13 protein-coding genes are annotated in these 25464 nt (G+C 68.3%); 3 read left to right on the top strand and 10 right to left on the bottom strand.

The features are described 5' to 3' along the window. Positions 1 to 91 precede the first annotated feature (91 nt). A complete protein-coding gene (locus tag LRP66_RS08815; RefSeq protein ID WP_230482232.1) occupies positions 92 to 2290 on the top strand; it encodes a TonB-dependent receptor in 2199 nt (732 codons plus the stop codon). Between the two features lie 7 nt (positions 2291 to 2297). Here LRP66_RS08815 and LRP66_RS08810 read toward each other — a convergent pair whose 3' ends face one another. From LRP66_RS08810 to LRP66_RS08785, 6 genes are all read right to left on the bottom strand, one after another. After that, positions 2298 to 2735 carry a winged helix DNA-binding protein gene (locus LRP66_RS08810; RefSeq protein ID WP_230482127.1) on the bottom strand — a complete coding sequence of 146 codons (438 nt, stop codon included), beginning with the start codon at positions 2733 to 2735 and terminating at the stop codon, positions 2298 to 2300. 79 nt (positions 2736 to 2814) lie between these two features. Next, positions 2815 to 4002 (bottom strand): HlyD family efflux transporter periplasmic adaptor subunit, encoded by a 1188-nt coding sequence (locus tag LRP66_RS08805; RefSeq protein WP_230482126.1) that lies wholly within the window; start codon positions 4000 to 4002, stop codon positions 2815 to 2817. Next, positions 3999 to 6137, bottom strand: coding sequence for a type I secretion system permease/ATPase (locus tag LRP66_RS08800; protein ID WP_230482125.1), 2139 nt, complete (start codon positions 6135 to 6137; stop codon positions 3999 to 4001). Before LRP66_RS08800 ends, LRP66_RS08805 begins: the two co-directional genes overlap by 4 nt. Beyond that, positions 6134 to 7399 carry a TolC family protein gene (locus LRP66_RS08795; protein WP_230482124.1) on the bottom strand — a complete coding sequence of 422 codons (1266 nt, stop codon included), beginning with the start codon at positions 7397 to 7399 and terminating at the stop codon, positions 6134 to 6136. The genes LRP66_RS08800 and LRP66_RS08795 overlap by 4 nt, the downstream gene beginning before the upstream one ends. Positions 7400 to 7576: 177 nt before the next feature. Then, positions 7577 to 16510 carry a BapA/Bap/LapF family large adhesin gene (locus LRP66_RS08790; RefSeq protein ID WP_230482123.1) on the bottom strand — a complete coding sequence of 2978 codons (8934 nt, stop codon included), beginning with the start codon at positions 16508 to 16510 and terminating at the stop codon, positions 7577 to 7579. Positions 16511 to 16698: 188 nt separating this feature from the next. Further along, the gene (locus LRP66_RS08785; RefSeq protein WP_230482122.1) at positions 16699 to 17661 is read right to left on the bottom strand and encodes a family 43 glycosylhydrolase; all 963 of its coding nucleotides are present in this window, start codon (positions 17659 to 17661) and stop codon (positions 16699 to 16701) included. 148 nt (positions 17662 to 17809) lie between these two features. Here LRP66_RS08785 and LRP66_RS08780 point away from each other — a divergent pair, with 148 nt between their 5' ends. Further along, a complete protein-coding gene (locus LRP66_RS08780; RefSeq protein WP_230482121.1) occupies positions 17810 to 18943 on the top strand; it encodes a cellulase family glycosylhydrolase in 1134 nt (377 codons plus the stop codon). Positions 18944 to 18966: 23 nt separating this feature from the next. Here the strand turns inward: LRP66_RS08780 and LRP66_RS08775 are convergent, their stop codons facing one another. Continuing rightward, on the bottom strand, positions 18967 to 20337 hold the full coding sequence (locus tag LRP66_RS08775; RefSeq protein WP_230482120.1) for a glycoside hydrolase family 27 protein: 1371 nt from the start codon (positions 20335 to 20337) through the stop codon (positions 18967 to 18969). 213 nt (positions 20338 to 20550) lie between these two features. On the opposite strand from LRP66_RS08775, the gene LRP66_RS08770 reads away from it, so the two are divergent. Continuing rightward, positions 20551 to 21522: an SMP-30/gluconolactonase/LRE family protein gene (locus tag LRP66_RS08770; protein WP_230482119.1), complete on the top strand. Its 972-nt coding sequence runs from the start codon at positions 20551 to 20553 to the stop codon at positions 21520 to 21522. A 42-nt stretch (positions 21523 to 21564) separates the two neighbouring features. Here the strand turns inward: LRP66_RS08770 and LRP66_RS08765 are convergent, their stop codons facing one another. The 3 genes from LRP66_RS08765 to LRP66_RS08755 all read right to left on the bottom strand — a co-directional run. Then, on the bottom strand, positions 21565 to 22749 hold the full coding sequence (locus tag LRP66_RS08765) for an alpha/beta hydrolase (RefSeq protein ID WP_230482118.1): 1185 nt from the start codon (positions 22747 to 22749) through the stop codon (positions 21565 to 21567). A gap of 139 nt (positions 22750 to 22888) precedes the next feature. Beyond that, on the bottom strand, positions 22889 to 24568 hold the full coding sequence (locus LRP66_RS08760; protein ID WP_230482117.1) for a GH39 family glycosyl hydrolase: 1680 nt from the start codon (positions 24566 to 24568) through the stop codon (positions 22889 to 22891). A 559-nt stretch (positions 24569 to 25127) separates the two neighbouring features. Then, positions 25128 to 25464: hypothetical protein (locus LRP66_RS08755; RefSeq protein WP_230482116.1), on the bottom strand; the 337-nt coding region annotated here is incomplete at its 5' end.

Here is a 25464-nt window from a genome sequence, read left to right as displayed (position 1 = left end):
CCCTTGTTATTGATAATGACTTGCGTTAGGCGACCGCCGCAACAACGTCAATGGTTTCGGGGGTAGAATGAAGCGTTCGGGGAAATCGGGGATGGCGGCGGGACGCCGGGTGCTTTCGCTGGGCGTTTCGATCGCGGCGATGATCGGGGGATCGTCGGCAGCCCTGGCGCAGGATGACGGCACCGCCGACCCGCGTGGCGACGCGGCGGAGGTGGTCATCACCGCCGCGCGGACGATCCTGCCGCCCAACGCGCTGCCGCTGACCATCGATATCATCGACAAGGCGGCACTCGACCAGCAGATCGCCATTTCGGGCAGCGTCACCGACGCGGTCGCCGCGTTGACGCCCAGCTTTTCGCCGACGCGCGGCAAGCTGTCGGGCGCGGGGGAGACGCTGCGCGGTCGCTCGCCGCTCTACGCGATCAACGGCATCCCGCAGACGACGCCGCTGCGCGACGGCAGCCGCGACGGCTTCACGATCGATGGCTTCTTCATCGACCGGGTCGAAGTGATCTATGGCTCCAACGCGCTTCAGGGGATCGGTGGCACCGGCGGGATCGTCAACCAGGTGACGGTTGGGCCGCCGACGACCGAGGGATTGTCGGGACGCACGCTGGTGCAGGGAACGGTGGCGAACGGATTGGAGGCCGACTCGCCGGGCGGCAAGGTCGCCGGGCTGGTCCAGTACAAGGCGGGAATCTTCGACGCGACCTTGGGCGCATCCTACGAGCGGCGCGGCGTCTTCTACGATGCGCAGGGGCGCCGGATCGGCATCAACCTGACCCAGGGCGAGACGCAGGATTCGCACGCCACGGATTTCTTCGCGCGACTGGGCGCGCAGGTTCGCGACAGCGGGCGGTTCGATCTGATCGTCAACCGCTACGAACTCAACGGGGAGGGGCGCTTCGTCGCGCTGGCGGGCAATCGCCGGACTGGCGTCCCGACCAGCGCGGTGCGCGGCACGCCGCCGGGCAAGCCCGCCGCGAACAAGGCGGAAGCGGTGTCGCTATCCTATACCGATCATGACGTGGCGGGCGGCAATCTGGTCGCGCAGCTTTTCCTGAACCGAACCTACGACACGTTCGGCGGCGAGTTGACCCCGATCGCGACCTTCCAGGATCCGGCGATCGCGCCGGTCGGCACGCTGCTCGACCAGTCGGAGAACCGCTCGCGCAAGCTTGGGCTGCGGGCCAGCTACGAACGCGCGGTGCCGGGGTTCGAGGCGCTGGTGGCGACGATCGGCTTCGACGCGCTCGAGGATCGCTCGGAGCAGCGGCTGATCGCGACCAACCGCGTCTGGGTGCCGCCCGCCGACTTCCGCAGCCTGGCGCCGTTCGTCCAGGCCAATCTGAAGCTGTTCGACGGCGTGGTCCGGCTGGCGGGTGGCGCGCGGTGGGAGAATGTGAAGGTCCGCATCGCCGACTATCACACGCTCGTCTCCACCACCTATGACGGCAGCAACCCGGCCACGTTCGGCGGGGTCAGCGTCAGGGGCGGGGAGCCCGGCTTCGACCGGATCATGACCAATGGCGGCGTGATCGTCGAGCCGCTGACCGGCATCCGCGCCTATGCCAGCTATGCCGAGGGTTTCACGATGGCCGATATCGGGCGGATCACCCGCGCGGTCGATACGCCCGGCACCGACCTCGGCAACTTCCGGGCGATCGATCCCGTCATCTCCAACAATCGCGAGATCGGGGTGGAGGTGAAGCGCGGGCCGCTGGATGCGAGTACGACCTATTTCTGGTCGACCAGCAACAACGGCCAGGTGCTGCTGGCGCTGGGCAACGGCATCTTCCAGGTGCAGCGCCAGCGTGTCGAGATACAGGGGCTGGAGGTCAACCTGGGCCTGCGCACGCCGGTGCGGGGCCTTCGCGTCTCGACCGGCTATGCGCATCTGATCGGGAAATATGACAGCGACACCCGCAACCCGGACGGGATCGTCGATACCGATCTGGACGGCACCAATATCTCGCCCGACCGGATGAACCTGGCCGCCGATTATGCCGCGGGCCCGCTGACCGCGCGCGTCCAGACCCAGATGTATCTGTCGCGCAGCTTCCACGGCAAGGCGAACCCCGATCCACGCAATAATTTCGGCGGCTATACGGTGACGGACGCCTATCTGCGCTACCAGACGTCGTTCGGCGGACTGTCGCTCAGCGCGCAGAATATCTTCGACCGCTTCTATATCGACTATAACAGCGACACCCGGCTGCCGAACGACAATCTCGCCTTCTTCGCCGGGCGCGGGCGGACCTTCACCCTGGGCTGGGACGCCCGCTGGTGATGCGCGGTCAGTGGCTGTCGGCCTCGCCCATCGTCAGATAGAGGTGGCGGAGCATCGCGGTCATCGCGTCGGTGCCACGCGGGGTCAGGGTGACGGCCAGTCGCCGGTGATCGGCCGGATCGGTCCGCCGCCGCAACAGCGCCGCGGTCTCCAGCCGGTCGATCCGGCGTAGCGCGCTGGTGGAGCTTTCGCCCGACACCAGGATCAGCTCCTTGACGCAGATCGGACGGCCTTCCTGTTCGGCGATGAACAGTTCGAGCATCATGTCCCAGGCGGAGTCGCGAAAGATGTCGCGCGGAAAGAACTGCGCGACATTGGCGCGCATCGCCTGGGTTTGTCGCGCCAGGTCGACCAGCGTCGCTCGGCCCTGTCTGGCGGTCCGCATCGGGTTGATGGGCACAAGTCCATGAATGGCGAACTCGCGGGCAGCGATAGGTTTCGTCATGGTCAGATCCTCGACTGAAGCCATGGGCGGCACGCACCCATGGGAGGGCAGGGGATGGGCGGATGGGAGAGGGGGGCACTCATCGTTCGCGCATCGCTTCGCGCGCGCGGTTGAGCGGCTTGAGCAGATATTGCAGAACGGTCTTGCTGCCGGTGTGGATATCGGCGGTCGCGATCATGCCGGGGACGATCGGAAAACGCTTGCCCGCCTTGTTGACCAGCGAGTCCGCCGTCGTCCGCACGAAGACGCGGTAGTAATAGACGTCCGGATTGACCTCGTCGCGGATGGTGTCGGGCGAAATGCTGCTGACGCGCCCCTCCAGCCCGCCGAAGATCGCATAGTCATAGGCCGTGATCTTGACGCTGGCGCGCTGGCCGGGGCGGATGAAGGCGATGTCGCGTGGCGAGATCCGCGCCTCGACCAGCAGCCGTTCGTCGAGCGGCACGATCTCCATGATCTTGCCGCCCGGCGGGATGACGCCGCCGATGGTCGACACCTCGATGGCCTTGACCACGCCGCGCACCGGCGAACGAAGGGTCAGGCGGCTGAGCGTGTCGGAGCGTCCGCGCACGACCGGGGCGAGCGCCTCGACCTCTTCGCTGACCTTGCTCAGATCCTGCCGCGCCTCGACGATATATTGCGAGCGTAGATCGGCCTTCTTCAGATCGAGATCGGCACGCTGGCGCTTCAGCCGGAGCACCTCGACATTGCTCGCCGCGCCGACCTCGATCAGCGATTCCCCGATCCCGACCTCGCGACCGATCAGGGCGAGCGATTCGTCGATCAGGCCCAGCGAGCTGGCGAGGCTGCGGCGGCGCGCATCATAGAGGCGCTGCTGTTCGGCCTTGAGCGTGGGGAAGGCGTCCAGTTCGGCGGGGAAGGACAGCGGCGTGCCGTTGACCTCCGCCTGGAGCCGTGCCTGGGCGGCGAGCGCGGCGCGATACTTGGCCGCGCTTTCCTCGACCGTCGATCCGGCCTGTGTGGGGTCGAGCTGTGCGAGGATCTGGCCCGGCTTCACGATGTCGTCCTGCCGCACCAGCATCCTGGCGAGGATACCGCCCTCGAGCGACTGCATGACCTGTTCGCGACTGGTCGGCACGACGCGGCCCGTGCCGGTCGCCACCTCGTCCAGATCAGCGAACCACGCCCATACCAGCGCGACGACGAACAATGCGGTCAGCACCCACAGCATTCGTCGCGCCGCCAGCAACTGCGCACCGCCCTCGTCCGCGAAGGGCCGGTCGTCGAAGGTCGCAGACGCGCTCATGCCGCGTGGCTCCGCGACGCGCCCTGCAGCGTGGCGAGCGCCTGCGCCTTGGGCTGGTCGAGCAGGATCACGCCATTGTCGATCACGATCACCCGGTCGACCCAGTCGAGCACCCGCATCCTGTGCGTCGCGACGACCACGGTGCGGTCGCGGCTCCAGTCCTTGAAGCGGGCGATGAACTGCCGTTCGGAGGCTTCGTCCATCGCGGCGGTCGGTTCGTCGAGCAGCATCACCTGCGGCTGGCGGATCAGCAGGCGGGCGAGCAGCAGCGCCTGTTGCTGACCACCTGAAAGACCCATTCCGCCTTCGAGCACGACATGCTCCAGCCCGTCGCGGAGGCGCCGAACGAAGTCGATCGCGCCGACCATCTCCAGCGCGGCGAGGATCGCGTCATTCCCCGCCATCGGCGCGCCCATGGTCAGGTTCTCGCGCAGGCTGCCGTGGAACAACCGGCTGTTCTGGGTGAGCAGCGCGACCTCTCTCCGGACATCGGCGGGATCGATCTGGTGAAGCGCCAGGTCGTCGAGCAGCACTTCGCCCGATACCGGTTGCAGCATACCCGACAGGCCCTGGAGCAGCGTCGACTTGCCCGCGCCGTTGCGGCCGAGCACCGCGATCTTCTCGCCGCCCGCGATCTCCAGCCGGGGGACAGTCAGCGCGGGGGGCGATTGCGGATCGGCGTAGGAGAAGACCGCGGTGCGCAGCGTGAAGCTGCCGCGCGCGGAGGGCAGGGGGATGCGATGTTCGGCGTCCGGATTGTCGACCGGCAGCGCCATGATCTGGTCCAGGCTGTTTGCCGCGACCTTGGCATGCTGATAGCGGCCGAGCAGGTGCGAGACCTGTCCCATCGGCGCCATCATCCGGCTGGCGAGCATCGAGGTGGCGACCAGCGCGCCGGTCGTGATGTCCCCCGCGATCACCATCGGCGCGCCGACGAAGATGACGGTCGCATAGACCGCGTTCTGAACGCTCTGCGCCCAGGTCGACAGGCTGGCGGTCAGCCCGCGCAGGCGTAGCTGCGCCTCCCCCGCCACCGCGTTGCAATGGTTCCACTGGCGCTGGAAGCGCTCCTCGGCCTGGAGCGTCTTGATGTCCTCTATTCCCTGCACCGCCTCGACCAGCAGCGCGTTCCGCAGCGAGGTTTCGCGCATGGACTCGGTCGCATGGGCGCGAAGGCGACGCTGGGCGAGCAGGCTGGGCAGCAGCAGCGCGACGAGCGCAACGACGGGCACCAGCGCCAGCACGCCGCCGATAAAGGCGAGGATGACGAGGAAGAGGAAGAAGAAGGGCAGGTCCGCCACCGCCGCGACAGTGGTCGAGGTCAGCATGTCGCGGACCTGGTCGAGGTCGCGCAGCTGCGCGATGAACGTCCCGGTCGAGGTCGGGCGCGAGCGGTTGCGGACGCGGAGTGCATGGCCGAACACCCGGTCCGACAGCCGCAGATCGGCGCGCTTGCCGAGAATGTCGGTGATCCCGACGCGAAGCCGACGCAGCACGAAGTCGAACCCCGTCGCGAGCAGCACGCCGAGGAACAGGATATAGAGCGTCGGCATCGACTGGGCGGGAACGACGCGGTCATAGACCTGCATCGAGAAGAGAACGCCCGCCAGCCCCAGGCAGTTGGTCACGACCGAGGCGACCGCGACATGGCCATAGCTGCGCGCGTCCTGGAGAAGCAGGCCGCGCAGCCAATGCTCCTCGAACGGGCGGATATAGCTGTCGACCCGGACGTCGGATGCCGATCGCGCGGGGCGGGGAACGACGAAGAGCCGGGTCTGTTCGACCAGCATCGCGACGGGGCGCTCGACGGTCAGGCCATCCTCGCCCGCGACGGTACACTGCACCTGTCCCTCGGCATCGATGCCGGTGACCAGCGCCAGCTCGCCATCCGTCAGGCAGGCGATGACGGGCAACCGCCAGCTCGTCAGCTTGATTGCGCCCGGTGCCACGAAGCGCACCGACAGGCCCGAGGCGCGCGCGATCGCGCGGACCCGGGTCTCCTCGTCGGTGCCGCCCTGCCACAAGGCGGTCAGCCGCGCGCGCTGTTCGGGGAAGGGCATCCGGTAATGCCGCGCGACCTGTCCCAGCATGTCGATCCAGGCGAGCGAGTCGGTCGGGGGCAGCGTGGCGATCACAGCGTCACGCCCCGGATCGCCGTGCCGGTCAGCCCGAAATCGTCGCGCGCCTTGCCCGAGACATAGAGGCACTCGATCGCCAGCCGCCGCAGGTCGTGGACGGTGTTGACCGCGTCGAACCGCGCCTGCTGCAACTCCTGCTCGGCGTTGAGCAGATCGACCAGGGTGCGCGTCCCCATGTCGAGATATTGCAGGCGATAGAGCTTGCCCGTCTCGACCATGTTGTCCTGTCGCGCGGCCAGCGTGTCGAGCAGGCGGGACAGCCCGGCGATCTGCTGCTGCGCCTCGGCCAGTTGCGAGGCGACTTCGTTGCGCGCCTGCCGCTCGGCGGCCTCGGCGGCGCGGACGCCATATTCGGCGCTGCGCACGCGGGCGCGCACGGCATTGCCGCCGAACACGTCGCTGCTGACGTTCAGCCCGAAATTGTAGAGGCTCCGGTCGGAGAAGGGCGAACTGACGTCCGCCGCCGCATCGCCCGCCAGGGCGATGGTGGGCAGGCGCGCGGCATGGACGCGGCGGCTGTCCGCCGTCGCCTGTTCGAACTGGGCGCGCGCGCGCATGATCGCGGGAACGTCGGCCCATTCGACCGCCGTGGCGCGCGTGCAGCTCGTCATCAGCCAGTCTGGCACACCCGGATCGACCGCCGGGGGCGTGTCGCGGCCCAGCAGGAAGGACAGGCCGGTCGTCCAGCGCCGCTGCTCCGCCTCGATCCGGGTAAGGCTCGCCTCGGCGGCGGCGACGCGCGACTGGGCCTGGAGCGCATCGGAGCGGGTCGTCGCGCCCTTGCCGAAGCGCTTCTCGACCAGTTCGCTGATCTCGCGGATGCGCGCCAGTTGTTCGATCGCGATGTCGCGCAGCGCGGCGTTGCGCTGCACCTCGATCATCGCGAAACCGGTGTCGCGGATCAGCCCGTCGACCGCGAGCAGCATATCGGCACGCCCGATCCGGGTGCCCGCGCGTGCGGACTCGACCGCGCCCGCGACCTTGCCGAAATCATAGAGCATCTGCGATGCCGAGACCTGGGGGCGAGGGCGCCAGATGCTGCCCAACCGGCTGTCATAGCCGCTGCCGACCCCGGCGCTGATCCGGGGGAGATAGCCCGCGCGGGCGACGTCGACATCCTCACCACGCGCACCGACAGTCGCTGCGGCCTGGGTGACGGCCGGATGCCATTGCAGCACCTCATGCATCGCGCTCTCCATGGTCACCGCCGGTTCGGCACCCGCCGCCGTCGTTCCCAGCCAGGCCAGCACTGCCGTCATCAATCTCCTCGATCGCCTCTGGTAGCGTTCTCGCCACACTCGTTTCATCGACCGCCTCATTTTATCGCCTGTGGCAGACGGTCTGGCTAACATACTTAACAGGAAGCAAAATCGGGCCGAAGGGAAACCCCTTCGGCCCGGAAATCAACTCCGTTTTCGGACTCCTGCGCATGATGGTCAGATGACGTGCATTTGTGCCGTCCTGTCATGCTCGGGATCGACCGAAACGGTCAGGTAGGCGAACGGATCGACCGGCTCCGGCGCGATGACCGGCACGTCGGCGACGCTCGCCGCGGCATGAAGGCCGGAGTCGGAGCCAGTCGATTCGGCCGACGTACCCTGCGCATCGAGGTAGCGTGAGAGCACGTCTTCCAGGCTGCCCTGACCCTCCATCAGCGACAGGGTGATCTGGGCGTCGGTGGTGGTGTCGATGGCTGCGACATGCGGCGCCGCGTCATGGCCGAGCGTCATCGGTACGACATCGGCGTCGAGCATTGCGGGGCCCGCGAACGACATGGTGGTGATCGTCGCGGTCGGGAAGACCGGCGCGACGCCGTTGGTGATGTCGATCGCGATATCGAGCTGCGCGGTCGCCACCTGGCCGTCCGGCTGCACGATCTGATAGGTGAAGCGATCCACCGGATCGGTCGCGCTATAGCCGAGCGCCGAGGGCTGGTAGGTATAGCGCCCGATCTCGTCGATGGTGAGCTGGCCATGCGCGCCGGTCAGCGTCAGCGGCGTGTCGCCTACCTCGACGAAGCTCCCTCCGCTCAGCACCTTGATCCCCAGGAAGGGGCTGCCCAGCGTGTCGTTGGCGAGCAGGTCGCCGCTGACCGGCGTCAGCCCGGTCAGGGTGAACTGGTCGAGATGGGTGATCGTCTCGGCGACATAGACGCTGGTCGTGTAGCCCGCGCCCAGAAGGTTGGTGCTGGATACGGTATAGTTGTACGTGCCCGAGGGCAGGTTGGGCATGGTCACGCTGATCCCCGAGCCGAGCAGCCCGCCGACCCCCGCCAACGCGGTTCCGGTCGCGGTGCCGACCTGCTGTCCCGCCTGGTTGGTGACGGTGATGGTATAGCTGGGAAGCACCGACAGTCCCGGCGCGATCGCGGCGGTGAGGGTGACGGTGGAACTGCTGTTGGGGGCGACGGTGAAGCTGTCGCTGACCTGCCCGGTACGCGCGCCGGTCAGCGCGATCGCCGTCGGGGTGGCGAAGGTGGTGTCGACGACCGGCGCGCGGGTCTCCACGACATTGACGAAGCTCGCCCCGGCGACGGCGGTGTCGTTGACCGCGATCGGCGATCCCGTGACATCGGGGCTGCCGATCGTGATCGACAGCGTCGCGCTCTCGCGTTCGCCATCGCTGGCGTCGAACAGCGTGTAGGTGAAGCTGTCCGTTTTGCCGATGACCTGCGCGTTCGCATTGGGGGTGTAGCTGTAGCTGCCGTCGCGATCGATGGTCAGCGTGCCCCATTGCCCGGTAACGACCGTATCGTCGGCCGTGACGGCGGTGGTCACGCCGTTGAGCGTGACGCTTTCCACGCGGGTCTGCGGGCTGACCACGTCGACCTGTCCACCGGGGCCCGGATCGGTGATGACATTGCCGCTGGTCAGTGCCGGGATGATCTGCCCGATATCGGTGAAATCGGAATCGATGCCCGCAACCCGCAACCCGCCGAGCACACCGATGCCCAGCACGTTGTCGAACGACACGAACGCGCGATACTGGCCCGGCCCCAGATCGGCGCTGGCGACGAGGTCGCCGTTGAGCAGGCCGACCTCCAGCAGCGTCGAGCTGGTGCCGCCATTCACCGCCACCCAGTTGGTGCCGTCGAACCGCTGGACGACCACCGAATAGCCGCTTGCGACACCGAGGTTGAGCGTCGCGTCATAGGTGAAGGTCGCGTCGAGTGTATGGCCGGGGGCGACGGTGAACTGCACATTGGGGATCGCCAGCACCTGCGCGTTGAGGTTGATCAGCGGCAACGCGACCAGTGCCGTGTAGTTGGCGTTGCCCAGCGCCCGGTCGGTCTGGACGGGCACCAGATCGACCACCGCCGTCGCGACATTGTCGAAGGCGGAGATGTCGAACGGCGCGATGACCGAGACGGTGCCCGAGGCGTTGCCCGCCGCGTCGCGCAGACCGACGGACAGCGTCTCGCCCGCCACTTGCGGGGTGGACAGGGGCACGGTGAAGGTGCCACCCGCGCCGACGGTGCCGCTGCCCAGCACGGTGCCTGCGCTGTTGCGGACCTCGACGATGGCGCCCGCCTCACCCGTGCCGGTGACGATGGTGCCCGCGCCGTTGATCGCCGCCGCCGGGGGTGCCGGGGGCGTGATGTCGGGTGCCAGTGCCGGGGTCTGGAGCGAATTGTTGCCCGCCGGATCGACCTGGGTCACGGACAGGGTCTGGCCGTTCGCCTGCGGGGTGGTCAGCGTCGCGCTGTAGCTGCCGTCCGCCGCGACCAGCGCGGTGCCGACCAGCACGCCCTGCGGATCGAGGATGCGGACGGTCGCGCCCGCCTCGCCCGTGCCGGTGACGGTGGTGCCGGTGCCGTTGACCAGCGCCGTCGGCGCGGCCGGAGGCGTGATGTCTGGCGCCAACAGCGGGCTGGGTGGCGAGGCATTGCCCGCCACGTCGGCCTGGCTGACGGTCAGTGCCTGGCCGTTCGCCTGCGGGGTGGTCAGCGTGACGCTATAGGCGCCGTTCGCCGCGACGACGGCGGTGCCGATCACCGCGCCGCCCGCATCGCGGACCGTGACGGTCGCGCCCACTTCGCCGCGTCCGGTGACGATCGCGCCGGTCGCGTTGATCGCGGCGGTCAGGCCGATCGGCGCGGTGATGTCGGGAGCGGTCGCCTGCCCGGTCGGCGAGATATTGCCCGCCGGATCGGCCTGGGTCAGCGTCACGACCTGGCCATTGGCCTGGGCCGGGGTCAGCGTCGCGGTGAAGCTGCCGTCCGAGGCGACCAGGGCGGTGCCCAGCGTCACGCCGCCAGCACCCCGGATGGTCACCGTCGCACCGGGCTCGCCGGTGCCGGTCAGCGTCGTGCCGTCGCCCGCGATCGTGCCGATGGGCGCCAGTGGCGGCGTCCGGTCGGGCGCGATGACGGCGGCGGGGGTGGAGGCATTGCCCGCCGCATCCGCCTGCGTCACCGCCAGCGCCTGTCCGTTGATCTGGGGCGTGGTGAGTAGCGCGGAGTAGCTGCCATTGGCGGCCACGGTCGCGGTGCCGAGTACCGCGCCGCCCGCGTCGCGGATGGTGACGGTGGCGCCCGCTTCGCCCTGGCCCGAGATCACCGTGCCCGCGCCGTTGATCGCGGCGGTCAGGCCGATGGGAGCGGTGATGTCGGGCGCGGTCGCCTGTGCGATGGGCGAAATGTTGCCCGCCGCGTCCGCCTGGGTCAGCGTCACGACCTGGCCATTGGCCTGGGCCGGACTGAGCGGTGCGGTGAAGCTGCCATCGCCCGCGACGACGGCGGAGCCGATCACCGCACCGCCGACCCCGCGAATGGTGACGGTCGCGCCCGCCTCGCCCGTGCCGGTCAGCGTCGTGCCGTCGCCCGACACCAGACCAACCGGCGCGGCAGGCGGCGTCAGGTCCGGCGCGGTCACGGGTGCGGGGGCGGAGGCGTTGCCCGCCGCATCGGCCTGCGTCGCCTGGAGGAGTTGCCCGTTGACCTGTGGCGGGTTCAGGATCGCGGCATAGCTGCCATTGGCGGCCACGGTCGCGGTGCCGAGTACCGCGCCGCCCGTATCGCGGATGGTGACGATCGCCCCGGCCTCGCCCGCGCCGGTGACGAGCGTGCCCGCCCCGTTGATCGCGGCGGTCAGGCCGGTGGGCGCGGTGATGTCGGGTGCGATCGCCTGCGCGACCGGTGAGACGTTGCCCGCCGCGTCCGCCTGGGTGAGCGTCAGCGCCTGGCCATTGGCCTGCGCGACGGAGAGGGGGACGGTGAAGCTGCCATCCGCCGCGACGAGCGCGCTGCCCAGCACCGCGCCGCCCGCATCGCGGACGGTGACGGTGGCGCCGACCTCGCCCGTGCCGGTGACGCTGGCGCCATCGCCCGCGACCGTGCCGACCGGCGCCGCGGGGGGCGTCAGATCGGGTGCGACGACGGGGGCGGCGGGGGAGGGGTTGCTGGCGGCATCGGTCTGGACGACGCTCAACGCCTCGCCATTGACCTGCGGCGGACTGAGCGCGACGGCGTAGCTGCCGTTCGCTCCGACCGTCGCGGTGCCCAGCACCGTCCCGCCCGCATTGGTGACCTGCACCGTCGCGCCGATCTCTCCGGTGCCGCTCACGATCGTGCCGGTGGCATCGATGACCGCGACCGGCAGGGCGGGGGGCGTCACGTCGGGTGCGAAGGCGGTCGCGGGCGGCGAGACATCGCCCTCCGCATCCGTCTGGGTCACGCGCACCGTCTCTCCGTTGAGAAGCGGCGTCGCCAGCCCGGCGGAATAGCTGCCGTCCCCTTGCGTCGTGGCCGTGCCGATCACGTTGCCGTTGACGTCGCGGACCGTGATCGTGGTTCCGGCCTGCGCCGTGCCCGAAACGCTCGCGCCGTCACCCGCGACGATCGCGGTGGGGGCGTCGGGCGTGTCGTTGGGAACGAGGTCGGGCGCGGTCGCCGTCGCTGGTGCGGAGACGTTGCCCGCCGCGTCGGCCTGGGTCACCGTCAGAACCTGGCCGTTGGTCAGCGCCGTCGCGAGCGTCACGCTGAAGCTGCCGTCCGCGCCGACCGGTATCGTCGCCAGGACGAGGCCGACCGGATCGGTCACGGTCACTATCGCGCCGATCTCGCCGGTGCCCGACACCGTCGTACCGTCGCCCGACACGGTCGCGACCGGCGGGGCGGGTGGCGTCTGGTCGAGTGCGGTCAGCACCGTCGTGGGCGAAGGGTTCCCGGCCGGGTCCGTCTGGACGACGCTCAGGACCTGGCTGTTGATCTGTGCCGCCGACAGGGTGACGGCATAATTGCCCTGCGGGCCGACGGTGGCGGTGCCCAGGATGGTGCCGTCCGCATTGCGGACGGTGACGAGTGCCCCCGCCTCGCCGCTGCCGGTGACGATCGTGCCGGTCGCGTCGAGCGCCGCCACGGGCGCCGTCGGCGCTGTGACGTCGGGCGCGGTCACGCCGGTGGGGAGCGAGACATTGCCCGACGTGTCGGTCAGCGTCGCGCTCACCGTGCCGCCATTGGCCTGTGCCGGGTTGAGCGGAACGGTGTAGTTGCCGTCCGCCGCGACGACCGTCGTGCCGATCACGCCGCCGTTCGCGTCCCGCACGATCACGGTCGCTCCGACCTCACCGGTGCCGCTTGCATCGGCGCCCGTCGCGTCGAGCGTCAGGACCGGCGCATCGGGTGCGGTGGTGTCCGGTGCGGTGACGGGAACGGGCGCGGAGACGTTGCCGGTCGCATCGGCCTGCGTCACCTGAAGCACCTGGCCGTTGAGCTGCGGCGCGGTCAGCGCGAGGGCATAGGCGCCGGTGGCCGAGGCGGTGCCGGTGCCGATCACCTGTCCGGCGGGATCGCGGACGGTGACGGTGGCGCCCGCCTCCGCCTGGCCGCTGACGATCGAACCGCCTGCATCCAGCGTCGCGGTCAGCCCGACCGGCGCTGTCGTGTCGAGCGCGGTCAGCGTCAGCGAGGGCGAGACGTTGTTCGCGGCATCGGCCTGTACCACCGACAGGGTCTGACCGTTCACCTGCGGTGCCGAGAGCGGCACGGTGAAGCTGCCATCGGTCGCCACGATGGCGCTGCCCAGCAGGGTGCCATCGGCGGCACGGACCGTGACGGTCGCGCCCGCCTCGCCGGTGCCGGTGACCGAGGCGCCGTCCGCCGCCAGGCTGCCCAGCGGTGCGGGTGGCGCGGTCAGGTCGGGCGCGATGGTCGTCGCGGGGGGCGACGTGTTGCCCGTCGCATCGGCCTGGGTCACGGCCAGGGTCTCGCCATTGCGCTGCGCCGGGGTGAGCGCCACGGCGTAGGTGCCGTCGGTGCCGACCGTGGTGGTGCCGATCGTCGCGCCCGCCGGATCGCGGACGGTAACGGTCGCGCCCGCCTCGCCCTGGCCGGTGACGATGCCGCCATCCGCGCTGATCGCGGCGGTCAGGCCGATCGGTGCCGTCGTGTCGGGGGCGGTCACCGGGACGACGGGCGAGATATTGCCCGCTGCGTCACTCTGCACGAGTTGCAGCAACTGGCCATTGGCCTGGGCGGGGGTCAGCGGCACGGCGAAGCTGCCATCGGCACCCACGATCCCGTTGCCGATGACGGTGCCGTCGGCGGCGCGCACGGTGACGGTCGCACCGGCCTCACCCGTTCCCGACAAAGTCGCGCCGTTATCGACGACCGATCCGGTCGGCGCCAACGGCGCGGTGATGTCGGGGGCGAATACCGGCGTGGGGGCGGAGACGTTGCCCGCCGCGTCGGCCTGCGTCGCCGACAGCGTCTCGCCATTGGTTTGCGGCGTGGTCAGCGTCGCGGTGTAGATGCCGTTCGCACCGACGGTGGCGATGCCGATTACCGCGCCGTTCGCGTCACGGATGGTGACGCCGGCCCCCGCCTCGCCGGTGCCCGTCACGAACACGCCGTCACCGCTGATCGCGGCGGTCAGCCCGGTGGGGGCGGTGATGTCGGGCGCGGTCAGCGTAGCGGAGGGCGATGCATTGCCACCCCGGTCGCTCTGACCCACCGACAGCGTTTCGCCATTGGCCTGGGCAGGCGACAGCGTCGTGCTGAAATTACCCGCTGCATCGACGACCGCCTGGCCCAGGATCGTGCCATCGGCCTCTCGGACGGTCACCGTGGCAAAGGGTTCGCCGGTGCCGCTAACCGTCGTTCCGTCGGGCGAGATGGTCGCGACCGGCGCATCCGGCGCGGTCACGTCGGGTGCGCCCACCGTGCTGGGCAGCGAAGCGTTGCCCGCCGCGTCGGTCTGCACCGCGCCCAGCGTCTGGCCGTTGGTCTGCGGCGGGGTCAGCGTCAGGGTGAAGCTGGTATCGGCGGCTACGACGGCGGTCCCCAGCACGGTGCCGTTCGCGTCGGTGACCCGCACCGTCGCCCCCGGCTCGCCATTGCCATAGACCGCAGTGCCGTCCGCCGACAGGATCGCAACCGGCGGTGCGGGTGGCGTGATATCGGGCGCGTTGACCGTCGCGGGCTGCGATATGTTTCCGGCAGCGTCGGTCTGGTCGATGGACAGCGTTTCGCCATTGGCCTGCGGCGTGGCGAGCGTGACCTGATAGCTCCCGTCGGGCGCGACCAGCACGCTGGCGATCACCGTTCCGGCGGCGTCGCGCACCTGCAGCGTGGCGCCGGGCTCACCGGTGCCGCTGATGCTGGTGCCGTCGCCGCTGACGGTTCCGGTCGGAATGGCGGGGGCGACGAGGTCGGGCGTGGCGATCGCGGCAGCGCCCGAGGCGTTGCCCGCCGCATCGGTCTGCACCACCGATACCGGCTGACCATCGGCCGTACCGGCGGGAAGCGCGACGGTGAAGCTGCCATCGGCGGCGACGATCGCGGTGCCGATGGGCTGGCCGGCGGCGTTGGTGACGGCGACGGTCGCGCCGGGCTCGCCGCTGCCGGTCAGCGTCGTGCCATCGGCGCTGACGGTTCCGGTGGGCAGGTCGGGCGCGGTGATGTCGGGCGCGTTCACGCTAGCGGCGGGCGATACGTTGCCGCTCGGATCGCTTTGCGTGACCGTCAGGGTGCCGCCATTGGCCTGCGGCGTGGTCAGCGAAATGGTGTAGTTGCCCTGCGCGTCCACGGTCGCCTGGCCGATCGGTTGGCCCGCGCCGTCACGCACGGTGACGGTCGCGCCCGCTTCGCCGGTGCCGGTCACGACGGTGCCCTGGCCATCGATCGTCGCGGTCGGGGCGGCGGGCGGAGTGGTATCGACGATGGGCAGCGGCGTCGAGGGCGACAGGTTGCCGGTCGGATCGCTCTGGCTGACGGTCAGGGTGCCGCCATCCACTCGCGGCTCGTCGAGCGTGATCGTATAGCCGCCCTGCGGATCGACCGTGGCGGTGCCCAGTACCTCGCCATCGGGGCCTCGCACGATCACCGTCGCGCCCGGTTCGCCGCTGCCGGTGATCGTCTGGCCCAGCTCGTCGATCGTCGCGGTCGGGGCGGGCGGCGCGCTGGTGTCCGGGACCGCCAGGGTGGTGGCGGGCGAGACATTGCCTGCCGCATCCGCCTGCGTCACGGTCAGCGTGCCGCCATTGGTCTGCGGCGTCGTCAGGGTCAGCGTATAGCCGCCCTGCGCACCGACAACGGCGGTGCCCAGCACCTGGCCCGCGCCGTTGCGCACCGTCACCGTCGCGCCAGCCTCGCCGGTGCCGGTGACGGTGGTGCCCTGTCCGCCCAGGGTCGCGGTCGGCGCGGCTGGGGGCGTGGTATCGGGCGCACTGACGCCGAGACCGGGCGAGACATTGCCGGCCGGGTCCGCCTGGGTGACGGTGACGGCCTGGCCGTTGGTCTGCGGCGGGTTGACGGGGATGGTGAAGTTGCCGTCCGCGCCGACCGTGCCGGTGCCCAGGACATTGCCCGCGGCGTCGGTCACGCGGACCGTCGCGCCAGCCTCGCCGGTGCCGGTGACGCTGTTTCCGGTGGGCGAGAAGCTCGCGGTCGGGCGGCCGGGTGCCACGGTGTCGGCCGGTGCGGTCGGCGTGCTGCCGCCGCCACCGCCGCCGCCGCCCGAAACCGCCGCGACCAGACCGCCGACACCCGCCACGCCCAGCACGGCGGGCAGCACGAAGGAGGAACCGCCACCCTCGGCGCCCGCACCCGCCGCAAGCAGTTCGTCGAGGTCGCTGAGCGCGGTGAAGCGTCCCGCCCCGGTCGCGGCCGGATGGGCCAGCCACTGCCCGCCCTGATCGTCACGCAGGACGAGGTCGCTGACCACGCCGTCTTGCTGGCGATAGAAATGGTCGATGCGCAAGCTGGTGCCATCGGTCAGCCGAAGGATGAGGTCATCGCCCTGCCGTTCCATCGATGCCACCTGCGCGCGGTCGAGGTTCAACCGAACGATGCTGGGGCTGTCGAGGTTGATGACGTCGGCGTTGCTGGTCGTGGTCGCGCGGTTCGCCTTGGCAATGATCTCGGTCTGCATGTTCATTCCTCCCGATAGGTTTCCCGCCCCCGGTCGGGGGGCGGGCGGGGAGGGCCACGCACGTGTCTGCGCACTTGGGCTCATGGCCTCCCCGTATGCGAGGATCGAACCACGACGAATGTTAACGCGATGCCGAAATTCCGGTTTCGGAATTAATTCAATTGGTTAACAAGAGTTTAAGCGTTGGCTTATCGGCTTTGGAGGGTCGGGGCATCGGCGTCGGTCATCCGGACCGGGCGGATGCTGCCATCCGGCGCATAGTCGAGCCGGTCGATCGCGACGACGCGTTCGCCCTGGAACGGACCCGGCCCCGGCGCCCGGTCCCAGCGGTGATAGACGATCAGCCAATGTCCGTCCGGCGTCCTGACGAAGCTGTGATGCCCCGGACCCTGATGACGATCGTCGCTGGTCAGGATCGCGCCGCGATAGCGCCAGGGGCCGGTGGGCGAGGGGGCGGTGGCATAGTGGACCGAATAGTCCGGGCCGTTGAACCGGCCATGGCTGTAGGAGAGGTAATAGGTGCCGTTGCGCTCATGCATGAAGGCGCCCTCGGTGAATTGGGGCGGGTTGGCCACCGGCACCTCGCGCGCGATGGAGATCATGTCGGGCTTCAACTGCCAGACGCGCAGCTTCGAGCCCGCGCTGCCCCCCGCATAGAGATAGATGCCACCCGATTTGGGGTCCTGGAAGACCATGGGATCGATCGCCTCGAAGCCCTTGTCACCGGTGACCAGCGGACGGCCGCTGTCGCGATAGGGGCCGCCCGGACGGTCGGCGACCGCGACGCCGATCCGGCTGGGTGTCGGGTTCTGCGGACCGACCGAATAATAGAGATACCATTTGCCGCCGCGCGTCGCGACGCCGGGCGCCCAGAGGAAATGCTCGGGCGCGCCGTCATCCTTGATCCAGCGTATCTGGTCGCGGCGAATCAGTTCGCCGCGCGGGCGCCAGGTCTTGAGGTCGCGGCTGGAGAAGGCCCCGAACCGGTCGGCGGCCCAGCTTCCACCCGGCCCACCGGTGGGGAAGATCCACAACTCGTTTCCGATCATCATCGCATGAGGGTCGGCACCCTCGAACTGCGGGTTCTTCGCCGAGACGGATGCCGTGACGGCCAGCACCAGACCGGCGGCGATACAGGCAAGCAGCTTCATCCTCATCCTCTCCTATGGGGGCGTGCTCTGTATCCGGTCGGCCGCTCGTCCCGGTCAGGACATGGCTTGATAAGTCCGACTTTTTCAAGGACATTCCGCCGTAACAGCCCCGGACGCGGATCAGGGGTGTCGACAGGAAGGGGATAGCATGAGGAGCCATCTGTATCTGGCCGCCGCGCTGGTCGCGCTATGCGCCGCCGGGCAGGCCGAAGCGCGGGGCCGCTGGAGCGAGGCGCAGGCCAAGACGTGGTATGATCGCCAGCCCTGGCTGGTCGGTGCGAACTACACCCCGGCCAGCGCGATCAACCAGCTCGAAATGTGGCAGGCCGAGACCTGGGATCCCAAGCGGATCGATTACGAACTCGGTCTGGCGCAGGGCATAGGGATGAACACGATGCGCGTGTTCCTGCACGACCAGCTCTGGGCGCAGGACCCCGAGGGCTTCAGGCGGCGGATCGACGAATTCCTGACGATCGCGCAGAAACATGGCATTCGCCCGCTGTTCGTGCTGTTCGACAGTTGCTGGGATCCCAATCCGAAGCTGGGGCCGCAGCATCCGCCGATCCCCGGCGTGCACAATTCGGGCTGGGTCCAGGGCCCCGGCATGGCTGGGCTGCGGGACCGCGCCAACTGGCCGAAATATCGGACATATGTTCAGGGCGTGATCGGCGCGTTCAAGGACGATCCGCGCGTGCTGGGCTGGGATCTGTGGAACGAGCCCGACAACGGCGCCGATCAATATAAGGGGCAGGAGGGCAAGGAACCGCTGGTCCGCGCGATGCTGGCTCAGGTGTTCGACTGGGCGCGCGCGGCCGAACCGTCGCAGCCGCTGACCTCGGGCGTGTGGCTGGGCGACGACTGGACGCCGGGCGGGCGGGGCTCGGCGATGGAGAAGCTGCAATTGGCGCAGTCCGACGTCATCACCTTCCACGACTATAGCTGGCCCGAAACCTTCGAGCGGCGGGTAAGGCAGCTACTGCCCTATAAGCGGCCGGTCCTGTGCACCGAATATATGGCGCGGGGGAACGGATCGACCTTCGACGGATCGCTGCCGATCGCCAAGCGGTACAATGTCGCGATGATGAACTGGGGCTTCGTCGACGGCAAGACGCAGACGCGGCTGCCCTGGGACAGCTGGAAGAAGCCCTATGTGCTCGAGGAGCCGACCATCTGGTTCCACGAGGTGTTTCGCGGTGACGGCACCCCCTATCGTCAGGCGGAGACGGATCTGATCCGAAGGCTGTCGGCGGCGCCGAAGGGGGTGGTGCCCGGGACGCGGTGAGGGAAGACCCGCCGGGGGGGGCATCAGCCCATCCGCAACCTATACATTCCCGAACCGTGCGCGGGCAGCGTCCGGGCCATGCGATCCTGGATCCGTCCCAGGCTTTCGCCCTTCCACAGATCGGTCGCGGTGACCGCGCCCGTCAGGCCCAGTTGGCGTAGCGGGATCGCCACCTCCTTGGGCTTGTCGGTGGTGTTGAACAGAGCGAGATAGCGGTCGCCGGGTGCGCCCTCGGGTTTGGCGGACCAGATCCGGCTGCCGTCCTCGACGAAATGCGGCTGGTTGTCGGTCGAGGCCTGGTTGACCGCGATCACCGCGCGGTTGGTCAGCAGCGCCAGCGTCGGCGCGTCGAGATAGCGCAGGTCGCCGCCCATGATGAGCGGCGAGCGGGCGATCGACCAGAGCGTCATCAGCGTGCGCTGCTCGTCGGGCGTGAACTTGGTATCGCGCTTGCCGAGCGCAAGGCGGCCGAGCGGAAGCATGTCGGCATCGGGCCAGCCGCCGGGACCACGATGCGGTGTCCAGTTCTCCAGCCGGGTGAACTGCGCCTCCAGCATCGCCCATTCGTCCCAGAAATCGTCCGAGATGCGCCACATCTGCGCATGGCGGCGGACATGGGGGCCACGGATGACCGGGGTTTCGCCGGGCGACAGGCTCAGCACGATCGGGCGGCCGGTGGCGAGGATCGCCTTGTGTGCCGCCTCAATCTCGGGCGCGTGCGCGTCATAGGGGCGGCTCATATCGTCCATCTTGACGAAATCGACGCCCCACGACGCATAGAGCGCGAACACGCTGTCATAATAGGCCTGTGCACCGGACTTGGTCATGTCGACGCCGTACATGTCCGGGTTCCAGGGACAGATGCTGCCGGTGTCGGCGATGTCGGCGGCGCGGTACTTCGTCCCCAGGACCGGCAGGTTCTTCTTCACCGCCAGCCGGGGAATGCCGCGCATCAGGTGGATACCGAACTTCATGCCCATGGCGTGCACGTCCGCCGCCAGCTTCGTGAAGCCCGATCCGTCGGCGCTGGAAGGAAAGCGGTTGGGTGCGGGGATCAGCCGACCATAGCCGTCCATGGCGGGCACCGGCGCGGCGCTATATTCATAGCTTGAGGCGTTGGGCTCATACCATTGGATGTCGACGGTGAAGACGTCATAGCCGAAGGGCAGCAGCTTTTCGCGCATGATCGCCGCCGTCTCGCGCGCCTGCGCCTCGGTGATGGTGGTGGCGAAGCTGTTCCAGCTGTTCCACCCCATCGGCGGACGCGGGGCGAGCATATTGGCCGCAGGGGCCACCGCCTTCGCCTTGCCGCCGCTGGCCAGCATCGCGGTTCCCGTCAGGGCCGCCCCGGCCAAAGCCTGCCTGCGGCTGATACCCGCAACCTTGTCCGCCATGCTCCACTCCCCGATTGTCTATAGTCGAACAAGTGTAGAGCCGATGGCGGCAGCGGCAAGCCGTTCTGTCGAGGTGACAGGGGCAAAACACGCACAGGGGTTGCCTGACGATAAGTCTGACATTCGTTTGCGGCGTCGGAAGGGAGGGAGGCGTGCTTGTGTTTGTCGGAAATATGTCGATCATCCGGTTGGCCAACTGCTCATGGGATGCCGATGTCCGACCCTATCGAAGATCGCCTCACCCTCAATCGCCGGGCGATGATGGCGGGGGGCGGCCTGTCGCTGCTGGCATTTGCCAGCCCGTCATCGGCGACGCCCGGCATGACGGCCATCGTCGATCCCGCCGCGCGACTGACAACGCTCTACAGCGGTGGTCGCTGGATGGAGGGACCGGCCTGGGATCGGCGGCGCAACATGCTGATTTGCAGCGACGTCAGGAAGAACGTCATGCTGCGCGTCGATGCCAGGGGCGCCGCCGTCTTCCGATCGCCGTCCAATAACGCCAATGGCAATTGCTTCGATGCGAAAGGCAGATTGCTGACCTGCGAGCAACGGACCCGCCGCGTCGTCCGGCAGGAGGTCGATGGCCGGATCACCGTCCTCGCCGACCGCTATCGGGGGAAGCGGCTCAATTCGCCCAATGACCTGGCCGTCGCACCGGACGGCGCGGTCTGGTTCACCGACCCGATCTACGGCATCACCGTTCCCGACGAAGGCATTCCCGCCGAACCGGAACAGCCCGGCCGCTTCGGCTATCGCATCGACCCCTCGGGCGAGGTCGAAATGGTCATCGGCGACATGGACCAGCCCAATGGCATCCTATTCTCACCCGATGGCCATATCCTGTATGTCAGCGAGACCGGCGGCGCGCTGAAGCCCGATGGTGGCCGTGCCATCCTGGCCTTCGACGTGCAGGGCGGGCGCCGTCTGTCCCGGCGGCGCGTCTTCGCCTCGCTCGACAAGGGTATTCCCGATGGCCTTGCCGTCGACCGGGCGGGGCGAGTCTATGCCGGGGTGGCGGAGGGGGCGGGGGTCTGGTCCCCGCAGGGCGAAAGGCTGGGCACGATCCCGACGCCCAAGCCCTGCGCCAATATCGCATTTGGCGGTCGCGACGGACGGACGCTGTATCTCTGCGCGACCGACAGCGTCCATGCGATCACCCTGAAGACACCCGGAGTCGTCTGACGGTGCGGGCGCGGCGATCGTGCCGTGCCCGCACCGCCCGCGTCAGTCGCGGAACAACAGCGGCGCCATCGCCTGAAGACTTCGCCGCCAGGTCTGGAACTCATGCCCGGTATCGGGCGAGACGAAGAAGACGCTGTTCAGCCCCGCGTCCTTCAGCGCCTGAGCATTGGCGCGCGGATCGCTTCGCGGACCCCCCGGCGGACCCGAGCGACCGCCCTCCAGCTCCCGGCTGCCAAAGCTCACGAAGGTCAGCTTCACCTTGTCGCGATAGCCCGGCCAGCCCTTGACATCGTCCGGCGACACGGTGCCGCCGCTGAGCAATCCGATATAGGCGAAGCGGTCGAGATTCTTCGGCGCGATCAGCTTCGTCTCGAACCCGCCCATCGACAATCCCGCCATCGCCCGGTGACGCTGGTCGGACAGGGTGCGGAAATGGCCGTCGACATAGGGGATCAGTTCGTTCACCAGCACCGTCTGGAACGGCGCGATGTTGAAGCTGGCGAGGCCGCCGGGCTGGCCGGGGCGCACGTCGTTGGTCATGCCATAGGTCATGACGATGATGAACGGCCGCGTCTTTCCGGCCGCGATCAGATTGTCCATGATCAGATTGGCATGGCCCTGGTTCGACCAGGCGGTCTCATCCTCGCCCCAGCCATGCTGGAGATACAGCACCGGATAGCGTTCGCGCGCATTCCGGTCGTAGCCGGGCGGGGTGTAGACGAAGGCGCGGCGCTGTGTCGCGGTGCTGGGGGACGGGAACAGGATCTGCTCGACCCGGCCGTGCGGCACGTCCTTCATTGCGTAGAAGTCGGCGTCCTGCGCGGGGATCTCGATCCCGCTTTCCCAGCGCGTCGAGCCATAGAAATTGAGCGTCCCCGGATCGTTGAACGTGCCCCCGTCGACGGTGAGATGATAATAATGGAAGCCCTCGTCCAGCGGGCCCTCCGAGGTGCCGGTCCATGCACCGTCCGGCGCCCTGGTCAGGACGGTCCCGCCGCGCCCGCCCAGGCCAAGGCTGACCTTCACCGCCTTGGCGTCGGGCGCGACGATCCGGAAGCGCGCATAGCCCTGCGAATTGACCTGGGGATATTGCTGGCCCGGCTGGTTTAGCGAGGAGGGTTTGAAATCCTCCACGACTGGTGTGCCCGTGGCGGGCGCGCTGGTCTGCGCGACCACGGGTGGGACCGCTACCATCGTTGACAGGAGCGCGGCGAACATCAACCTCATCGACTATCCTCCCTCTTGGCGATCGGCCGACCCTGTCGGTCCTGCCTTATCAATAACATGGTGAGCCGATCGGCGACATGACACAAGCCCTGCCGTACATAGGCTCAAAGAACGGAGGCGCGGCCGGTTGGAAGGATCGTCAGCGATCGTCCATCACGATCAGCGCCACGCCCTGCCGTGGTAGCGCCAACTTGGCGGTGGCGATGCCGTTCGTGGCGGTCAGGGGCAGGGGTTCGGACCGCATCTCGGCGGCCTTTTCCAGCGTGCCATATTGCGTCTCGTCGGGCGACTGCGGCGCGCCCATCGCCTTCCAGGCGGCATAGGCGTTGGCGTGCTCGCCATCGACCCGCCACAGCGTCGCTGTCCGGGGCGTGGCCCATTTCAGGCCGCGAAGCGACAGGGTGATCGCGGCGGCGGGGCCGGGCACGTCGTCGTCATGATAATGCCAGACCAGCACCGCGATCCGCCCGTCCGCCGTCCGGGTCGCGATCGTCCCGATATCGGCCGCCCCGCGCACGCCCTGGCTCATCGCGGTATCGAGCGGCACCTGCGCGTCGCTGGTCGCGGTCAGCCGATCGGTGCCGAGTTTGGCGAACAGGCGAAAGACGTTGAGCACGGGCAGCGGCACGCCGTTCGTCGCCAACTGGCGATAGCCCGCGAACCAGGGCTGATTCTCGAACTCGAACGACCAGGACAGCACGCCCTCCAGATTGACGCGACGCCGCTCCGCCAGCTCCCATATCCGTGCGAAGCTCGCGGCGGTGTAGCTCGAATACATCGTGCCGTTGCGATAGGCGTTTTCCGGGCCGGGGCAGGCGGCGCAGCCTTCCGGATCGCTCTCACCGATCACGACCGGTTTGGCGGCCAGTGCAGCGACCGACGTCACCTTCACGAAGCCGCGATCAACCTCCCTGAGATGCGTGGCGATCCCCATGCGAACATGGCCATCGACGAAGCTGGGCTGCCCCTTGGCATGAAAGGCGAGGAAGTCGGTCGGCGTCCCGGTCTTGCCGGTGGCGTAGTTGGTGCCGCTGGTGACGTGGTGCAGGAACCCGTCCATGAACGCGCCGCCCGCACCGGCGGAATCCGGGCCCCCGACCCGCGCGCTCGGCAGCGCGCGGCGCACGCCGTCGACCGCATAGTCGTGAAGCTTGTAGAATTCCTCGGGCCGCGCTTCCCAATAAGCGCCGTTCGCCTCGTTCCAGACCTCGAAATACCAGCGTTCGACTTCGGCGCGGCCATAGCGTTCGATATTGTGCCGCGTCCATCGATAGACCAGCTCGCGCCATTTGTCGTAGCTCTTGGGCGGATAGGCCCAGCCCGAGATGATGTATCGGTAGTCGAAGCCGGGGCGCCAGCTATGCTGATAGGGCGTACCGGCCGGGGCGGTCGACATCGCCTCCGGCATGAAACCGATCTGAAGATAGGGACGCACCCCGCTCGCCAGATACGTATCGATGATCCGGTCGACGACGGTCCAGTCATAGACCGACTTGCCGTCACTGGTCTCGGTATAGACGTTGGTGCTGCCCCATTTGAACGCGGGCGTGCCGTCGCCGGTGTTGAGCAGATTGTGCGCCCGGAAATACACCGCACCCTCGCGCAGCTTGCCGAGTTCGAGCAGCAATTTGCGACCGTCCTTCATCGTCGCATAATTGGGCTCGTCGGCGCCGAAGAAGCGCCACACCGGCGGCAGCGTACCGGCCGGGCGCCCGGCATCGACGGTGATCGCCACCGGCCGCGCCGTCTGCGCGGCGCCGGGGGACGGGAGAGCCATGACGGCGCAAAGCATCGCGGCAATGGCGGCGCGGGTGGTCATCTGGCATGTCTCCCTGTGTTTTGCGGGAGATGCTGACCGTCACCGTTCGATAGGTCAACCTGCGCCAGATCCGTGCGCGGACAGTGGATTTTCGGGGAATGTTCGCGGGCAGGGCATCCGATCGACGCCGCTGGTGACCCCTACGAGAGGCGTCAACTTGTTCGAGCGGCGCGTGATATCAACGGCTTAGCAATTGCCATTGGTTGGTTTCATCTCGGACTTGTAGCACCTTTTGGAGGCGTTCGATACCATCAGAAGCCGCCCCATTTAGAGAGCGCTTTGCTTGGACAGCTACGACCCAACCCCGGTCGTTCGCGGGTAATTTCGGCTTCACAACTTCGACCGCTCGTTCATATCGCGGGAGCGCCGATGGAAACGGCTTGGTTTGGGGCAGTGATTGCCCTCAGAGAAAGCTCGCCAGCGTGCGCGGTGTTGAGGACGCAAATATGTTCCCAATGCTCGTTCCCTGGATCTAGATACACCACATGCGTGTTAGCCTGAGCCAACGCGCCCAACGCCAGATTTAGGATCTGCTGCGGTATCTCCTCCAAAGCTTCATTCATATGTTATCGCCATCATCGACGTTAATTCTGGCCACGTCGTCTTGGATCATGTCGTAGATGCCCATATTCATCGCGAGCAAGCCGCCGTCGCTGAGCAAATCGAGCTCAACGAAACCCGCTCTCTTGAAGATGACCCAGATGTTGCGTTCGCCTCGTTCCAGCCAGAGTTGAATTGCGATGAGCCGCCGGCGCATCAACTGGCACTCATGCTCGTCCATCTCGCCGGGCCAAGCGCCCTCTTGGAACAGGCGATGGACTGAGTAGCCCCTAGATTTCTGGACGCCTCGGGTCCTAATTTTGAGGACAGGAGGCGACGATGGGGAAACCCAATTT

The sequence above is a fragment of the Sphingomonas sp. Leaf21 genome (genome assembly GCF_916858675.1).
Classification (GTDB): Bacteria; Pseudomonadota; Alphaproteobacteria; order Sphingomonadales; family Sphingomonadaceae; genus Sphingomonas.
The sequence above is the reverse complement of the archived record's forward strand: the minus strand, read 5'-3'. Positions and strand labels throughout refer to the sequence as shown.

Excerpts from the sequence above, each read along its gene's own strand:
- LRP66_RS08785 (WP_230482122.1), bottom strand. The coding sequence starts at position 17,661 with ATGAAGCTGCTTGCCTGTATCGCCGCCGGTCTGGTGCTGGCCGTCACG.
- LRP66_RS08815 (WP_230482232.1), top strand. The coding sequence starts at position 92 with ATGGCGGCGGGACGCCGGGTGCTTTCGCTGGGCGTTTCGATCGCGGCG.
- LRP66_RS08805 (WP_230482126.1), bottom strand. The coding sequence starts at position 4,002 with ATGAGCGCGTCTGCGACCTTCGACGACCGGCCCTTCGCGGACGAGGGC.
- LRP66_RS08775 (WP_230482120.1), bottom strand. The coding sequence starts at position 20,337 with ATGGCGGACAAGGTTGCGGGTATCAGCCGCAGGCAGGCTTTGGCCGGG.
- LRP66_RS08810 (WP_230482127.1), bottom strand. The coding sequence starts at position 2,735 with ATGACGAAACCTATCGCTGCCCGCGAGTTCGCCATTCATGGACTTGTG.
- LRP66_RS08765 (WP_230482118.1), bottom strand. The coding sequence starts at position 22,749 with ATGAGGTTGATGTTCGCCGCGCTCCTGTCAACGATGGTAGCGGTCCCA.
- LRP66_RS08780 (WP_230482121.1), top strand. The coding sequence starts at position 17,810 with ATGAGGAGCCATCTGTATCTGGCCGCCGCGCTGGTCGCGCTATGCGCC.
- LRP66_RS08770 (WP_230482119.1), top strand. The coding sequence starts at position 20,551 with ATGTCCGACCCTATCGAAGATCGCCTCACCCTCAATCGCCGGGCGATG.
- LRP66_RS08760 (WP_230482117.1), bottom strand. The coding sequence starts at position 24,568 with ATGACCACCCGCGCCGCCATTGCCGCGATGCTTTGCGCCGTCATGGCT.
- LRP66_RS08795 (WP_230482124.1), bottom strand. The coding sequence starts at position 7,399 with ATGACGGCAGTGCTGGCCTGGCTGGGAACGACGGCGGCGGGTGCCGAA.
- LRP66_RS08790 (WP_230482123.1), bottom strand. The coding sequence starts at position 16,510 with ATGCAGACCGAGATCATTGCCAAGGCGAACCGCGCGACCACGACCAGC.